Origin of the sequence: Streptomyces sp. NPDC000075 (assembly GCF_040301925.1) — a bacterium.
Taxonomy (GTDB): domain Bacteria; phylum Actinomycetota; class Actinomycetes; order Streptomycetales; family Streptomycetaceae; genus Streptomyces; species Streptomyces polychromogenes.
This window is the reverse complement of record NZ_JBEPFL010000015.1, coordinates 138,461-154,412: the sequence shown is the minus strand read 5'-3', so window position 1 is coordinate 154,412 and position 15,952 is coordinate 138,461. Positions and strand designations below refer to the sequence as shown.

9 protein-coding genes are annotated in these 15,952 nt (G+C 76.2%); 3 read left to right on the top strand and 6 right to left on the bottom strand.

Going from position 1 to position 15,952, the window contains the following annotated elements; genetic code table 11:
• Positions 1-27 precede the first annotated feature (27 nt).
• The 3 genes from eccE to ABT403_RS19515 all read left to right on the top strand — a co-directional run bounded on the left by eccE (position 28) and on the right by ABT403_RS19515 (position 5,825).
• Positions 28-1,302 carry a type VII secretion protein EccE gene (gene eccE / locus ABT403_RS19525; RefSeq protein ID WP_344170721.1) on the top strand — a complete coding sequence of 425 codons (1,275 nt, stop codon included), beginning with the start codon at positions 28-30 and terminating at the stop codon, positions 1,300-1,302.
• Entirely contained in the window at positions 1,299-2,027 is a 729-nt protein-coding gene (locus tag ABT403_RS19520; protein ID WP_344170718.1) for a hypothetical protein, read from the top strand. Before eccE ends, ABT403_RS19520 begins: the two co-directional genes overlap by 4 nt.
• 438 nt (positions 2,028-2,465) lie before the next feature.
• Positions 2,466-5,825: an SCO5717 family growth-regulating ATPase gene (locus ABT403_RS19515; RefSeq protein ID WP_425580358.1), complete on the top strand. Its 3,360-nt coding sequence runs from the start codon at positions 2,466-2,468 to the stop codon at positions 5,823-5,825.
• A gap of 60 nt (positions 5,826-5,885) precedes the next feature.
• Here the strand turns inward: ABT403_RS19515 and ABT403_RS19510 are convergent, their stop codons facing one another.
• The 6 genes from ABT403_RS19510 to infB form a co-directional block, all read right to left on the bottom strand.
• Positions 5,886-6,845 (bottom strand): bifunctional riboflavin kinase/FAD synthetase, encoded by a 960-nt coding sequence (locus tag ABT403_RS19510; RefSeq protein ID WP_344170712.1) that lies wholly within the window; start codon positions 6,843-6,845, stop codon positions 5,886-5,888.
• 127 nt (positions 6,846-6,972) lie between these two features.
• Positions 6,973-10,608 carry a trypsin-like peptidase domain-containing protein gene (locus ABT403_RS19505; RefSeq protein WP_344170709.1) on the bottom strand — a complete coding sequence of 1,212 codons (3,636 nt, stop codon included), beginning with the start codon at positions 10,606-10,608 and terminating at the stop codon, positions 6,973-6,975.
• 369 nt (positions 10,609-10,977) lie between these two features.
• The gene (truB, locus tag ABT403_RS19500; RefSeq protein WP_344170706.1) at positions 10,978-11,886 is read right to left on the bottom strand and encodes a tRNA pseudouridine(55) synthase TruB; all 909 of its coding nucleotides are present in this window, start codon (positions 11,884-11,886) and stop codon (positions 10,978-10,980) included.
• Positions 11,883-12,335, bottom strand: coding sequence for a 30S ribosome-binding factor RbfA (gene rbfA, locus ABT403_RS19495; protein ID WP_344170703.1), 453 nt, complete (start codon positions 12,333-12,335; stop codon positions 11,883-11,885). Before rbfA ends, truB begins: the two co-directional genes overlap by 4 nt.
• A 33-nt stretch (positions 12,336-12,368) precedes the next feature.
• Positions 12,369-12,662, bottom strand: coding sequence for a DUF503 domain-containing protein (locus ABT403_RS19490; RefSeq protein ID WP_030227569.1), 294 nt, complete (start codon positions 12,660-12,662; stop codon positions 12,369-12,371).
• Between the two features lie 158 nt (positions 12,663-12,820).
• Positions 12,821-15,886, bottom strand: coding sequence for a translation initiation factor IF-2 (gene infB / locus ABT403_RS19485; RefSeq protein WP_344170698.1), 3,066 nt, complete (start codon positions 15,884-15,886; stop codon positions 12,821-12,823).
• Positions 15,887-15,952: the final 66 nt, after the last annotated feature.

Below are 15,952 nucleotides of genomic sequence, written 5' to 3'. Positions count from 1 at the left end.
CGTCCATGAGTTCGGGGAGGTGCGCCCGTGGGCGCGAGCGGGGCGGCGGAGCGGGCGGCGGAGGTCGCGCCCGCGCGCGGCGGGGTCGTCCTCCGTCCGGGGCCGGGCCCCGGCCGGTGCGGGCCGCTGCGATTGCAACAGCTGGTGCTCCTCCAGCTGGCCGCCGCCGTCGTGCTCGTGGCCCGGGCGGTGGACCCGCTGCTGCTCGTCCCTGCCGGGCCGTGCGCCGCGGCCCTGGTCGCACTCGCCCTGGTCCGGCACCGCCGGCGCTCGCTGCCCGAGTGGATCGGCGGGGCGCTCGCGCTGCGCGCCCGGCGGCGCGGGGCCGCGTCCCGTACCGTGCCGGCGGGTACCGCGCCGGGGCTGGCGCCGCTGGTCGAGGCCGATCCGGCACTGCGGACGACGGCCTTCGGGGGGCGTGAGCGGCGGCCGGTCGGACTGGTCGGCGACGGGACCTTCCTGACGGCGGTGGTGCGGGTGGACCTGGAGGCCACGGCGCTGCGGCCGGAGCGCACGGTGCGGCCGCTGCCGCTGTCCGCGGTGCGGGAGGTCCTGGAGGTGGACGGGATCCGGCTGGAGTCGGCGCAGGTGGTGCAGCACACCCAGCCCGCCCCGGCCCCGCACCTGCCGGCGCGCTCGCCCGCGCGGCTCAACTACGCGCCGCTCCAGGCGCGGACGGGTACTCCGGCGGTGCGGCTGACGTGGATCGCCCTCAAGCTCGACCCGGAGCTGTGCCCGGAGGCGGTCGCCGCGCGCGGCGGCGGGCTCGTGGGGGCGCAGCGCTGTGTGGTGCGGGCGGCGGACCAGCTGGCGAGCCGGCTGACCGGGGCCGGGTTCCGGGCCACGGTGCTGACGGAGCGGGAGCTGACGGGCGCGCTGGCGGTCTCGTCGTGCGCGAACCCGAGGGCGGTCGCCCGGGCGGACCGGCCGGCGGGCGGCGCGCGGCGCACGGAGGAGACGGCGCGGAGCTGGCGCTGCGACGACCGGCGGCACACCACGTACTGGATCGCCCGCTGGCCCCGGCTGGGCGGCGCCGGGCCCGCGCTGCCGCAGTTCGTGGCGCTGCTGACCTCGCTGCCCGCGCTGGCGACGAACTTCAGCCTGACGATGGCCCCGGCCGGGCGGCGGGGTGTGACGCTGACGGGCCACGTACGGGTGACGGGGCGCAGTGACGGGGAACTGGCGGCGGCCCGGCGGGAGCTGGAGCGGACGGCCCGGGGGGTGCGGGCCGAACTGGTCCGGCTGGACCGGGAGCAGGTGCCGGGGCTGCTGGCGTCGCTGCCGCTGGGAGGGGCGCGATGAGGATGAGGACGAGGGGGACGGGAGGTGTGCGGGGCGGGTTCGGGCTGATCGGGCCGCGCCGGGAGCGGCACGTGGTCGCGGCGGCGGAGCTGGACGCGCTGGCGCTGCCCGTCGGGGACGACGGGGTCGTCATCGGTGAGGACGCCGAGGGGCGGCCCGCGGTGCTGGGCGTGAACCGGCCCGTCCCGTACGAGGTCACGCTGATCGGCGGGCTGTGGACGGCCCAGGTGCTGGCCCTGCGGACGGCCGCCACCGGGGCGCGGGTGGCGGTGGAGACGGGCCGCCCCCAGGTGTGGGCCGGCCCGGCCCGGGCGGCCGGCGGCGGGCAGGAGTGCGTCACCCTGCACGAGGTGGGCCGGGTGCCGCCGCAGGGCGCTTCGGCGGGCGCACCGGTGCTGGTGGTCCGGGACTGCGGGATGAGCCCGCCGCGCGGGCGGGTGGCGGCGGGGCCGTGGCAGTCGGTCCTGACGCTGCTGCCGTACCTGAGCCCGGCGGCGCCCCGGCTGCTGCGGAACTCCTCGCTGGTGGGGGTGCAGCGGGTGTCCCCGCAGGAGGCGGACCAGGCGGGCGCGCTGCTGCGGCTGCCGAGGGCGACGGCGGAGGCGCTGCCGACGCTGGGGGACGGGGTGACGCTGTGGTGCACGCGGGGGGACGGGACGTTCGTGCTGACCCGGGGGACGGAGACGGAGACGGGGCTGCTGGGGGCGGCGCGGCGGGTCGACTGAGCGTGCGAGGCACGGGAGTTGGCCCGTCCCGCCGGGTGCGGTGCACCGGGCCCGGAATTCAGCCGTGGGTGTGGTGGGCCGGGTTGACGACGGCTCGCCGGCCGGGGAATCCGGGGCGCTCACCGGGGGTTCGGCAACCGAGTGACGGATGTGTTCGTCTGGGGAAGGGGCGGGGGATGCGGCGCCGGGTCCGTGACGGGCCGCCGGACCCCCGCGACGGAAGCTACGGGTGCGGCCCCGACGAGGTGTCGGCGGGCGCGCGGAGGGGGTTGCCGCCGGGTCGGCGGTGATGGTTGCTCAGGGCCCGGGGGGCCTGTAGGCAGGACGTGTGGGGGCGCGACCTCCGGGGCTTTCGGGCACGGGGCGCGATTAGGCTGAGCGCGGGCGCGGCGTCTTAGGTGGGCGCCTGACCGGGTGTTCGACAGACCAGGAGGATCAGTGAGCGGCGATCGGAACGAGAGGCGCGGCGGGACGTGGGATGTCCCGACGGACGATCAGTCCGACGCGGAGCCCGATGTGACGGGCGAGTTCACCATCGACTACACCCCGCCGGCCTGGTACACGCAGAGCCCGCCGCCCGCACCCGCGGCCGGCGTGCCGGGGCTGCCCGAGGGCAGCGGCTTCGAACCCCACCGCCCGGCGGAGGCGGTCGCCCCGCCGACGATGCCGATGGCTCCGCAGGAACCGGTCGCCGCCACACCGGCGGCACCCGCCGAACCGGCCTCCGCCGCCGCCGCTCCGGATGCGGTTCCCGGCGCTCCGGGGTCGGGGGCGGAGCCGGTCTCCGGCGCTCCGGATGCGGGGGCGGTTTCGGGCGCTCCGGTTGTGGCGGTGGAGGCGGCCTCCGCGTCACCCGCCCCGGGGGCGGAACCCACACCTGCCGCTCCGGTTCCGGCGGACGAGCCCGCCTCCGCGTGGCCGGTCCCGGCCGCCGAGCCGGCCTCCGCCCCTCCGGTCGCGACGGCCTCCGCTTCGCCGACCCCGAAGGCGGAGCCGACCGCTGCTCCCGTTGCGGCAGCCTTCGCAGCATCCGCCCCGGGGGCGGAACCCACCCCCGGCGCTCCGGTTCCGGCAGCCGAGCCGGTCTCCGCCGTGGCCGGGGTGTCGTTCCCGGTGCCCGCGCAGCCGGATGCCGGCGCGTCGTTCGCCGTACCCGCCGTGCCGCCGGTCTCCGTTTCGGCCGACGCCCTGCCGGTGGCCGCCGCCGAAGCGGCCGCGCCCGTATCGGGGTTCGCGGTCCCGCAGCCGCCCGGGGCTGCCGTCCCGGGGGTCCCGCTGCCGCCGGGTGCGCCCGTCACGGTCGACGCTCGATCGGGTGCGGCGCCCGCCGCCGTGGCCCCGGCCTTCCCGCCCGCCCTTCCGGCGCAGCCGCCGTTCGGCGACGGAGCGCCGGGCGTTCCGGCGGCCCCTCGCGTACCGACGCAGCCGGGGCCGGCCGACATGTCCGTCCCGGCGGCGCCGGCTCCCCCCGCGTTCCCGGCCGCCCAGGCGCCGTTCAGCGGTGACGCGCCCGAGGTCCCGGCACCGCCCGCCGAGCCGACCGTGGCTCCTGCGGTGCCCGTGAGCGGTGGCGCGCCCGCCCTGCCCGGCGGGCCCGTTACCGATGGCCCGGTGGCGGTCGCGGCATCGGGTGCCGAGGGCCTGCCCTCCGCCGGCAACCCGTACGCCACGCCCGCCGAGGGGCACCCGCCCGCGGCTCCGGCCGACGCCCCCGCGCCTTTCGCTTCTCCCGCTGCCGCAGGCGTGTTCGGCAGTGCTCCGGCCGCCTTCCCGGCGACGGGCGACGCTCCGTGGCCCACCCCGTCGGCGACGCCCGCCGACGCTCCGCTGTCTGCCCCCGAGGTCACCACGGGCGCGGTCGCCCAGGAGAACCCGGCCGGGGGCGGCGCTGCCGCCGCCCAGGACGGTGTGGCTGCCGCCCCTGCCCAGGGTGCCGTTCCGGCCTCGGCCCAGGGCGGTGTTCCAGTACCGGCCTCGGCCCCTGCCCAGGACGGGGTTCCGGCACCCGCCCCGGCTCAGGGAGCGGTGGCCGGCGGTGTCCCCGGGACGCCGCCGCCGTACGCGGGTTCCGCCGACGCTCCGGGTCAGGGACTGCCGCAGGACGCCGCGCTCCCGGCCCACTCCGAGGAGGCGGACGGCCGGACGGCCACACCGCCGGAAGGCGTCGCCGCGCCCGCCGGCCAGCAGCCGGCCGCCCCGGCGGACGCCCCCGTCGGGGGGCCCGGCACCGGACTGCCGCCGCTGCCGCCCGCCTTCCCCGCCGACCCGTCCCAGGGCTACGGATTCCCCCCGGCGGCCGCTCAGCAGCCCCCGGCCCCCCAGGGTTACGGCTTCCCGCCCGCCGCCGCCGAGCACACCCCTGCCCCGGACGCCCCGCAGGGCGCGTTCCCGCCCGCCGGCGCCGAGCAGGCCCAAACCCCGGAGGCGCCGCAGGGCTACGGATTCCCGCCCGCGGCCGCTCCGCAGCCCCCCGCCCCCGAAGCCCCGCAGGGCTACGGCTTCCCGCCCCAGCCGCCGCAGCCGCAGCCGCAGCCGCAGCCGCCCCAGGGCTCCGGGTTCCCGCCCGGTGCCGACCCGCAGGGGCCGGCCACCGGGGCGCCGCAGGGGTACGAGCAGGCGCAGCCGTGGGCCGCCGGGGCTTCGCAGGGGCCGTACCAGCAGCAGGGCGCGGGGGCTCCGCTCGGGTACACCGCCGCCGTCGAGCTGTCCTCCGACCGCCTGATCCGGGCCAAGCAGAAGCCCAAGCCCGGCCGCTCCGGCTTCCGCTTCGGCGGCAAGGCCGCCGAGGCCGACCGCCGCCGCAAGCTGGAACTGATCCGCACGCCGGTGCTGTCCTGCTACCGGATCGCCGTGATCAGCCTCAAGGGCGGCGTCGGCAAGACCACGACGACCACCGCCCTCGGCGCCACCCTCGCCACCGAGCGCCAGGACAAGATCCTGGCGATCGACGCGAACCCCGACGCCGGCACCCTCGGCCGCCGGGTCCGCCGCGAGACCGGGGCGACGATCCGGGACCTGGTCCAGGCGATCCCGTACCTGCACTCGTACATGGACATCCGGCGGTTCACCTCGCAGGCCCCCTCCGGCCTGGAGATCATCGCCAACGACGTGGACCCGGCGGTCTCGACGACCTTCAACGACGAGGACTACCGCCGCGTCATAGAGACGCTCGGCCGCCAGTACCCGATCATCCTCACCGACTCGGGCACCGGACTCCTCTACTCCGCCATGCGCGGGGTCCTGGACCTGGCCGATCAGCTGATCATCATCTCCACCCCGTCCGTGGACGGCGCGAGCAGCGCGAGCACCACGCTCGACTGGCTCTCCGCCAACGGTTACGCGGAGCTCGTCTCGCGCTCGATCACCGTCATCTCCGGGGTCCGCGAGACCGCCAAGATGATCAAGGTCGAGGACATCGTGCAGCACTTCGAGACCCGCTGCCGGGGTGTCGTCGTGGTGCCGTTCGACGAGCACCTCGCGGCCGGTGCCGAGGTCGACCTCGACCTGATGCGGCCCAGGACCCGGGAGGCGTACTTCAACCTCTCCGCCCTGGTCGCGGAGGACTTCGCGCGGGCGCAGCAGCAGGCGACGCAGGGGCAGTGGAGCACCCCGCAGCAGCCCCAGCCGCCCGGCCGGCCCCAGCAGCCCCAGCCCCAGCCCCAGCAGCCCCAGGGGCCGTACCAGCAGCCCTACCCGCAGCCCGGCCAGGCCTGGCAGCAGCCCCCGGCCCCCGCACCGGCACCGGCACCGGCCCAGCAGCCGCCCGGCCAGCCCCCGCGCGACCCGCGCCTCGGCTGAGGTACGCCGGAGGGCCCCTACCGTCCCGGGACGGTAGGGGCCCTCCGGCGTACAAGGCGACTAGCGGCGCGCTGCGTCGAAGGCGTCCGTCAGGCCCCGCGCCCGCTTCACGTCGTCCGCGATGGCCTCCAGCAGCCCGTCGAGCGAGTCGAACCTGGCCATCCCGCGCACGTACGCCAGGAACTCCACCGACACCTGCTTCCCGTACAGGTCCAGCCCGACGCGGTCGATCGCGTACGCCTCCACGGTCCGCTCGGTCGCGTCGAACTGCACGTTCGTCCCGACCGAGATCGCCGCCGGCATCCGCTCGCCGTCCGCCGTCAGCCAGCCCGCGTACACCCCGTCGGCCGGGATCGCGGTGTGCGGCGCCGTCTCGACGTTGGCCGTGGGGTAGCCGAGCTCGCGCCCGCGCTGCGCGCCGCGCACCACGACGCCCTCGATCCGGTGCGGGCGGCCCAGGATCTCGGCGGCGCCCTCCATGTCACCCTCGGCGACCAGCCTGCGCGCCAGCGTGGAGGAGAACGGCACGCCGCCGCCCGCCTCGCCGCGCTCGACCAGGTCCACGACCTCGACCTCGTAGTCGTAGGTGGAGCCGAGCTCGCGCAGGAAGTCGACGTTCCCGGCGGCCCGGTGGCCGAAGCGGAAGTTCGGGCCCTCGATGACGGCGCGCGCGTGCAGCTTGTCCACCAGCACCTTGACGATGAAGTCGGCCGGGGACAGCTGGGAGAACTCCGCCGTAAACGGCAGGATCAGCAGCGCGTCGACGCCGAGACCGGCCATCAGTTCGGCACGGCGGTCGTACGGGGCCAGGATCGGCGGGTGGCTGCCGGGCCGCACGACCTCGCTCGGGTGCGGGCTGAAGGTGACGACCACCGAGGGCACGCCCAGCGCGCGGGCCTTCGCCACGGCGCGTCCGATGATCAGCTGGTGTCCCCGGTGCACACCGTCGTAGGAGCCGATGGTGACGACGCTGCGTCCCCAGTCCTGGGGGATGTCCTCCAAGCCACGCCAGCGCTGCACTGTGACCGCTCCTCGCCCGAACCCTTGTAGTCCCTGTACCGGATTGCCGATTGCAGGTCTAAGACTGCCATGCCGGTGCCCCGGTCCCCGCATCGGTGTCCGGGTGCGGGCGGCGGCCCGCCCCGGCTCAGGTGACGTCGGAGGCGGACCGGCTGAGGGTCTCCACCGTCCGGCGGGCGCCCGGCCCGAGCAGCGCGGCCGCCTCCGCCCCGGCCTCGGCGAGCCAGCGGGCCACCAGCGCCCCGAAGACCGGGTCGGCCCGGACCAGCTCCACCGTGCGCTGTTCGAACACGGCCGGCCCGCCGGGGGTCCGCAGGAGCTGCCGCCCGGTGCGCCGCAGCAGCTCACGGGTACGGGCCTCGGGACGGGCGCGGGTCGCGGCGGCGAGGGCCGTCAGGAAGGCGCCGAGCACCCGGGGGTCGGGCTCCTCGCGCAGCAGTGCCTCGGCCAGGTCGGCCCGCAGCGCTGCCCCGGGCTCCTCCCCCGGCGCGGCCAGCACGCCGGCCAGCGCGGCCCGTACCTCCGGCGGGGCGCTCCGCAGCAGGCCCAGGACCAGCGGACGCAGTACGGGTGCGGCGGCCGGGCCCTGCTCCAGGCGCCGGTCGACGAAGGCCGCGGCGTGCGGGGCGTCCTCGGGGTGCCGCGCGAGGTGCTCCCGTACGAGGTCCCCGGCGCGGCGGGCCAGCGCGGGGGTGGTCAGCGCGGCCAGGGCGCGCAGCACCTCCCCGTCGGCGCGGGCGCGCAGGGCGTCGAACACCGCGTCCGGGTCGGGCAGTACGGGCAGGGCCGCGACCAGCGCGGAGGCGGGCAGCCGGGCGCCGCGCTCGGGGTCGCGGAAGCAGTCGAGGGCGTCGGCCAGGTGACGGGCCCGCGCCTGCGGGTCGCGCAGCAGGATCCCGAGGGCGCTGCCGTGCAGGGGGAGGTCACCGGGGCGGGCGAGGAGCGCCTCCGCGGCGTGGCGCAGCAGCTCCCGGTCGGCGGGGGTGCGGACGTGGGGGGCGGTGGCGAGCCCGTACGCGGCGGCGGCCACGCGCCGGCCGGGCCGCTCGTCGTGGGCCCAGCGGTCGACGGCGCGGGACAGCGCGGAGGGTTCGTCCTCGGCGAGGACGGCGAGCAGCTGGTCGGCGCGGGGGTGCGCGGCCTCGACGAGGGCCTCGGTGAGGTCGTCGGGGGCGAGGTGGCGGTGGGTGTGCAGCAGGGCCTGGGCGGCGGTGGCGACGGTGGCTCCGGGACGGCCGCGCAGCCGGCGTTCGTCGGTGAACCAGGCGCAGAGCAGGGGCAGGACGATCCTCGGGGCGCGGGCGAGGCGGCGTCCGGCGGCTTCGAGGTAGCGGTGGTCGGAGGGCAGCAGGCGGCGCAGCAGGTCGAGCCGGTCGGACTCGGGCAGTCGGAGCCGGTTCCAGAACCAGCCGCCGAAGTCCTCCGGGCCGGACCGTGCCACGTGCTCGGCGAGGGCGTGCAGGACGGGCAGGTGGGGGGTGGCGTCGGGGGCGCGCAGCAGGGTCGCGCGCAGCAGCCGGGCGGCCCACCAGAGGCGGTCGGGGTGGACGTCTCCCGGCGGGGCCTCGGCGAAGGCGTGGAGGGCGCCGACCAGCCGGGCCAGCGTCTCCCGGGTCTCGGCGTCCGGGAGCCGGCCCAGGGCTTCGAGGACGGGCCCGATGCGGTGGCGGGGCACGGGCGGGCCGGGGGCGGCGGGGCCGGAGTGCACGAGGGAGTCGAGGGCGGCGGTGACGTCGAGGTGGCAGGCCTGGAGCCAGTCGGAGAGCTCCTCGTGCGCGAAGCGGTAGCCGGGGCCGGCGGGGACGAGCAGGCCCTCGGTGAGGACGGCGGAGGCCCAGCCGGTGCGCCAGGGGAACAGCTCCTCGAAGGCGGCCCGGTCGAGCTGTCCCTGGCCGGGCCCCAGGCACCGCCGGGCGGCCTCGTGCACCCGCCCGCTCACCCGGGCGGCCAGCCGCCGCACCCCGGGGGCGTACAGGCCGTCGGGGGCGGGGCGCTCGCGGCCGGTGCCGGGCGGGCCCGCGCCGGGACCGGCGGTCCAGGAGCCGGACGTCCATCCCCCGGCGGTCCAGGCTTCCCCGGGTGGCGTGGCGGGGGTGGTGCGGTGGGGTGCGGCGGCCGGGCCGGGAGGCCTGCCGGGTGTCTCCCGTCGGGCGTCCGGAGCCGGGCCGGGAGCTGTGCCGGGAGGGGGGCCGGGAGGTGTGCCGGGTGGGGGCCGGTGGGGTTCGGGGTGGGGGGCGGTGGTGATGCGCAGGGCCACGCGGAGGGACAGGAGGTCCAGGTGGGCCGCGAAGATCTCGTCGCGCCCCGGGCGGCCCTCCGTGACCCCGGCCGCGCGGATGCCCGCGAGCAGGCCCAGGGTGAGGGGGTGGCGGGCGTCGGCCCCGCCCACGGCGTCCGGGGGGATGCCCAGACGGGCCCGGGCGGTGTCCGCCTCCTCCGGGGTGAGGTCGCCGACGGGCAGCGCGGGCGGCAGCCGCCGGGCGGGGCGTTCGGGGGTGTGCAGCAGCTCCGGCGGGTAGAGGGCGCCGGCCCGCTCCCAGTACTCCGGCCGGGCGGCGATCACCAGCCGGGCGCCGGTGCCGCACAGCCAGGCGGCGGTGGACACGGTCCAGGGCGCGAGGCGGTGCGCGAGGGCGGGCGGCATCTCCTCGGGGGAGTCCAGCACCACCAGCAGCGCCCGCCCGGCCGCGCCCGCCAGCCGGGCCACCCGCTCGGCCGTCCCCCGCTCCGCCGCCCCCGGTACGGACGCGGACGGCGCACCCACCCGCGCACCCGCCGCGACGATGCGGACCGCCTCCGCCAGCGCCCGCGTCACGGCGTCGGCCAGCGAGGCGTCGTCGGACCGCAGGTCGGCGCCGCGCAGCCAGAGGGTCGGCGCCGGGCGGGGGCCGCGGGCGCGGTCGGCGGCCAGGGCGGCGAGGGCGGTGGTGCGGCCGGTGCCGGGGTCGCCGACGAGGCCGAGGACGAGGTCCTGCCCGGAGGTGAAGGCGGTCAGTCCGGCGGCCAGGGCGGGACGGGCCACGGGCTCCGGCCGGGCGAAGGCGGCCGCGGAGGCGGCCGGAGGAACGGCCGGGAAGACGGCCGGGGGAAGGAGCGGGGGGAACGCCGCGCCGAGGGTGGTCGCGGTCAGCTCCAGCGCGCCGGCCAGGTTGAGGTCGGGGCCGTAACCCGGGACGGTGGCGCCGTTGCGCTCCAGCAGCGCCGCGAGGGGGCCGCCGGGTGCGGTGGCGGCGGCCGCGCGCAGGGGGACGGCGAAGCTGCCGGAGCGCCGCTCCGCCGTGAGAGCGGTGCCCAGGACCGCGAGCACCGCTCCCGTCTCCGCGTCGAGGACCGGCCCGCCGCAGGCCACCCCGCCGAGCCTGAGGGCGTCCCGGCCGTCCGTGCCGATCGCCAGCTCCACGGTGGCGGGCAGCACCCGCCGCAGGCCGGCCGCGGTGTAGCCCACCTCCGCGCCCGCTCCGAGCACCCGCGCCTGGCGCCAGCCCCGCGCGGGGAGGCGTACGTACGTTCCCGGAGGAATGGTCCCGCGCGCCGCCACCGGCAGCGGCCGCATCCCGAGCCCGTCGCTGGGCACCAGCGCGAGCCCGAGCTCCGGCAGGGCCGTCACCTCGGCGGCCTCGGTCCGCCAGGTCCGCCCCCCGGTCCCGTGCAGCACGACCCGCTCCAGGCCCGCGACGGCCTCGTGGCTGGTCAGCACCGTCCCGCGGTCGTCGGCCACGAAGCCGCTGCCCCGCGCGCCCCCGGCCGGATCGCGGATCGTCACGAGTTCCGCGGGCTCCGTGGGCGCCGTGGGCTCCGCCGGCTCCGCGGCTCCCCAGGGCGCGGCCCCGCAGCCCCTCGCACCACTTGTGACCTCGTCCGTCAACGCCGCACCACTCTCCCGCCACGGGACCCGTGGTCACGACGGTAGGCAAGTGAAGATCGGGGCGAAAAGCGCGCGGACCGAAAGCGCCCCCTTACGCTCCCTCCGTTCACTCCGAGCGCCTGCTCGGACGAGTGAACAACGGGCTCCGGGTGGATAGAGACCTATCCGAGGGGGGTCGTGGAGCGGTGAGCGGCGGTCCGTGCGCGCTCACCGCTCCACGTCGAAAAGATCCTCGCCGAGGGGCTCAGAAGAGCCTCGCCGAGGGGCTCAGACGAAGACCGCCAGGGACTTCGCCTTGCCGCCCTTGCTCTCGACGAGCCCGAGCAGCTGCCCCTGGGGCCCGTAGACGGCCACGGTCCGGCCGTCCTGGTACTCGTCCGGCATGTCGATCCGCACGCCGTTGGCGAGCAGCGAGGCCCGCCGGGCGTCCAGGTCCCAGCGCGCGAAAGCGGCCGCGGCCGCCTCGCCGATCGGCATGACGGTCAGCTCCTCCTGGAGCTGGTCCAGCGTGCGCGCCCGGTCGAGCTTGTACGGGCCCACCCGCGTGCGCCGCAGCGCCGTGAGGTGGCCGCCGACGCCCAGGTCGGCGCCCAGGTCGCGGGCGAGGGCGCGGATGTAGGTACCGCTGGAGCAGACCACGGAGACGACGAGGTCGACGACCTTGGTGCCGTCCTCGGCCTCCGCCTCGCGCATGTCGTACACCTGGAACGACGAGATCGTCACCGGACGGGCCGGGATCTCGAAGTCCTCGCCGTCGCGGGCGCGCTTGTAGGAGCGCACGCCCTTGATCTTGATGGCGCTGACCTTGGACGGCACCTGCATGATGTCGCCGGTCAGCTTGGCGATCCCCGCGTCCACGGCCTCCCGGGTGACCCCGGAGGCGTCCGCGGACGCGGTGATCTCGCCCTCGGCGTCATCCGTGAGGGTGTACTGCCCGAGGCGGATCGTCCCGAGGTACTCCTTCTCGGTCAGCGCGAGGTGGCCGAGGAGCTTGGTGGCCTTCTCTACGCCGAGGACGAGGACACCCGTCGCCATGGGGTCGAGGGTGCCGGCGTGGCCGACGCGGCGGGTCTTGGCGATCCCGCGCATCTTGGCGACCACGTCGTGCGAAGTGAAGCCGGACGGCTTGTCGACGATGACAAGGCCGTCCGGAGTCTTCCCTGCGTCGGTGCTCATTCCGCGGCTGCGTCCTCGTCGTCTTCTTCGCCCGGCTTCTTGTACGGGTCGGCCTCACCGGCGTACTGGGCGCCGGAGGAGACCTCGCGCACCTGGGCGTCGGAGGCGCGCGCCTTGTCGAGGAGGTCCTCGATGGTCTTGGCGTTCTCCGGGAGGGCGTCCGCGACGAAGGTCAGGGTGGGCGTGAACTTGGTCCCCGCCGCCCGGCCGACCGCGGAGCGCAGTACGCCCTTGGCGCTCTCCAGGCCCGCTGCCGCGCTGGCCCGGTCCTCGTCGTCGCCGTAGACCGTGTAGAAGACCGTGGCCTCCCGCAGGTCGCCGGTGACCCGGGTGTCGGTGATGGTCACGTGCGTGCCGAGGCGGGGGTCCTTGACTCCACGCTGCAGCTTCTGCGCCACCACCTCCCGGATGAGGTCCGCCAGCTTCTTCGCCCGCGCATTGTCGGCCACTGGTCCGTCTCCTTCTTCCTTGCAGACAAGCAATCAGTCTTCATCACCGTGGAACCGCCGTCTGACGGACAGCAGCTCCACTTCCGGACGCGCCGCGACCAGCCGCTCACAGCGGTCGAGTACGTCCGACACGAACCCCGCGTCCCCGCTCACCAGGGCGACCCCTATACGGGCCCTGCGGTGCAGGTCCTGGTCTCCCACCTCGGCCGCGCTCACGGAGAACTTGCGCTGGAGCTCGGCGACGATGGGCCGGACGACGGAGCGTTTCTCCTTCAGCGAATGGACGTCGCCGAGGAGCAGATCGAAGGACAGAGTCCCCACGTACATGCAGTTCCGGATATCCCGCCGGTGCGGGTTCGGTGGCCTGCCGGCCGTCGCTCGGCAGGGTCACCAGAACCGTACACGCAACGGCCGGGGCCGATCGACGGATATTCCGCCGACCGGCCCCGGTGTGCAGTTACGACACGGTGCGAACCGCCTCGCGCTTACGCGCGGGGCTTCTCGCGCATCTCGTACGTCGCGATGACGTCGTCGATCTTGATGTCGTTGAAGGAGCCGAGGTTGATACCGCCCTCGAAGCCTTCGCGGATCTCGGTGACGTCGTCCTTGAAGCGGCGCAGACCCGAGATGGTGAGGTTCTCGGCGATGACCTTGCCATCGCGCAGGAGCCGCGCCTTGGTGTTGCGCTTGACCTCGCCCGAGCGGACCAGGACACCGGCGATGTTGCCCAGCTTGGACGAGCGGAAGATCTCGCGGATCTCCGCCGTACCGAGCTCGACCTCTTCGTACTCCGGCTTGAGCAGACCCTTGAGGGCCGCCTCGATCTCCTCGATGGCCTGGTAGATCACCGAGTAGTACCGGACGTCGACGCCCTCGCGGTCCGCCATCTGCGCGGCACGGCCGACAGCGCGGACGTTGTAGCCGATGACGATGGCGTCGGAGCCCATCGCCAGCGAGATGTCGGACTCGGTGACCGCACCCACACCGCGGTGCAGGACGCGGATGTCAACCTCTTCGCCGACGTCGAGCTGGAGCAGCGAGGACTCGAGGGCCTCGACCGCACCGGACGAGTCGCCCTTGATGATGAGGTTGAGTTCCTGGACCAGACCGGCCTTGAGCACGGAGTCGAGGTCCTCGAGGGACACGCGACGGACGCGCTTGGCGAAGTTGGCGTTGCGCTCACGCGCAGCACGCTTCTCGGCGATCTGACGGGCGGTGCGGTCCTCGTCGACGACGAGGAAGTTGTCGCCGGCGCCGGGGACGTTGGTGAGACCCAGGACCAGGACGGGGGTCGACGGACCCGCTTCCTCGATGTTGTTGCCCTTGTCGTCGAGCATGGCGCGCACGCGGCCGTAGGCGTCGCCCACGACCATCGTGTCGCCGACGCGGAGGGTACCGCGCTGGACGAGGACGGTGGCGACGGCACCGCGGCCACGGTCGAGGTGGGACTCGATCGCAATACCCTGAGCGTCCTGCTCCGGGTTGGCACGCAGGTCGAGCGAGGCGTCGGCGGTGAGGACGACGGCCTCCAGCAGGGAGTCGATGTGCAGACCCTGCTTGGCGGAGATGTCGACGAACATCGTGTCGCCGCCGTACTCCTCGGCGACCAGACCGAACTCGGTGAGCTGACCGCGCACCTTGACCGGGTCGGCACCCTCGACGTCGATCTTGTTGACCGCGACGACGATCGGGACGCCGGCGGCCTTGGCGTGGTTCAGCGCCTCGATCGTCTGCGGCATGACGCCGTCGTTGGCCGCGACCACGAGGATCGCGATGTCGGTCGACTTCGCACCACGGGCACGCATGGCGGTGAACGCCTCGTGACCCGGGGTGTCGATGAAGGTGATCTTGCGGTCTTCACCGTTGACCTCGGTGCCCACCTGGTAGGCGCCGATGCCCTGGGTGATGCCACCGGCCTCGCCCGCGACGACGTTCGTCTTGCGGATGGCGTCGAGCAGGCGGGTCTTACCGTGGTCGACGTGACCCATGACGGTCACGACCGGCGGACGCGGCAGCAGGAACTCCTCGCCGCCCTCGTCCTCGCCGAACTCGATGTCGAAGCCCTCGAGCAGCTCGCGGTCCTCCTCCTCCGGGCTGACGATCTGAACCGTGTAGTTCATCTCGTCGGCGAGGAGCTGGAGGGTCTCGTCGGAGACGGACTGCGTGGCAGTGACCATCTCGCCGAGGTTCATCATGACCGCGACCAGCGACGCCGGGTTGGCGTTGATCTTCTCCGCGAAGTCGGTGAGGGACGCACCGCGCGACAGGCGAACGGTCTCGCCGTTGCCGCGGGGCAGCATCACGCCGCCCACGGACGGGGCCTGCATGGCCTCGTACTCCTGGCGCCTCTGACGCTTCGACTTGCGACCGCGACGGGCGGGCCCGCCGGGACGGCCGAACGCACCCTGCGTGCCACCACGGGCACCCGGGCCGCCGGGACGGCCACCGAAGCCGGGACGACCGCCGCCACCGGCGCCGGCCGGGCCGCCGCCGAAGCCGCCGCCACCCGGACGCGGGCCGCCGAAGCCGCCACCGGCCGGACGCGAGCCCGGACCGGCCGGACGGCCGGCGAAGCCGCCGCCGGGACGACCCGGACCGCCGGGACGGCCGGCGCCGCCCGGACCGGGACGGGGACCGCCGCCGGGACGGGGGCCGGGACCGCCGGCAGCGGGACGCTGCGGCATCATGCCGGGGTTCGGACGGTTGCCGCCGGGACCGGCCGGACGCGGAGCGCCGCCCTGGGGACGGGGCATGCCGCCCGGGGTCGGACGGGCGCCGCCGGGACCCTGCGGACGCGGGGCGCCGCCGGGGCCGGCCTGCGGACGCGGGGCACCCTGGCCGCCGGCGCCGGGGGCACCGGGACGCGGGGCGCCGGCCGGACGGGGCGCCTGCGGGCGCGCCATGCCGGTGGAGCCGCCGGACGTGAACGGGTTGTTGCCCGGACGGGGACCGGCCGGACGGGCGCCCTGCGGACGCGGGGCCGGAGCGCCGGGACGCGGGGCCTGGCCACCGGGGGTGGCGCCGGCCGGACGCGGGGCGCCGGGACGGGCACCCTGACCCGGGGCGGCCGGACGCTGCTGCGCCGGACGCGGGCCGGGGGACGCGGCGGGGCGCGCCGGAGCGGCCGGGGGCGCGGAGAACTCGGTCGCCACGGGAGCCGCCGGAGCGGGCTTCGGGGCGGCCGGAGCCTTGGGGCCGGGACGCGGGCCGGGAGCGGCCGGAGTCACCGGGGCGGGGGCCGCCGGAGCCTCGGCGGCGGCCGGCTTGGGGGCCGGTGCGCCGGGCTTGGGGGCAGGACGTGCCGCGGTCGCCGGGGAGGGCGCCGCGGGCTTGGCGGGCGCGGCCTTGCGGGGCGCGCCGGGCTTCGCAGCGGACTTGCCGGCGTTGCCGCCGGGCCCCTGCAGTGCGTCAGTCAACTTGCGTACAACCGGCGCCTCGATCGTCGAGGACGCCGAACGGACGAATTCACCGAGTTCTTGGAGCTTGGCCATGACGACCTTGCTCTCAACCCCGAACTCCTTGGCGAGTTCGTATACCCGGACCTTAGCCACTTCGCTCCTTTTAGGTCCGGGTTACGCCGGACCGTCGCTACTTCATGGGCGTACTCATCGCGTACT

Bases quoted from the DNA above. Each gene is read 5' to 3' on its own strand.
- ABT403_RS19490 (WP_030227569.1), bottom strand. From the start codon at position 12,662: ATGTACGTGGGGACTCTGTCCTTCGATCTGCTCCTCGGCGACGTCCAT.
- truB (WP_344170706.1), bottom strand. From the start codon at position 11,886: ATGAGCACCGACGCAGGGAAGACTCCGGACGGCCTTGTCATCGTCGAC.
- ABT403_RS19520 (WP_344170718.1), top strand. From the start codon at position 1,299: ATGAGGATGAGGACGAGGGGGACGGGAGGTGTGCGGGGCGGGTTCGGG.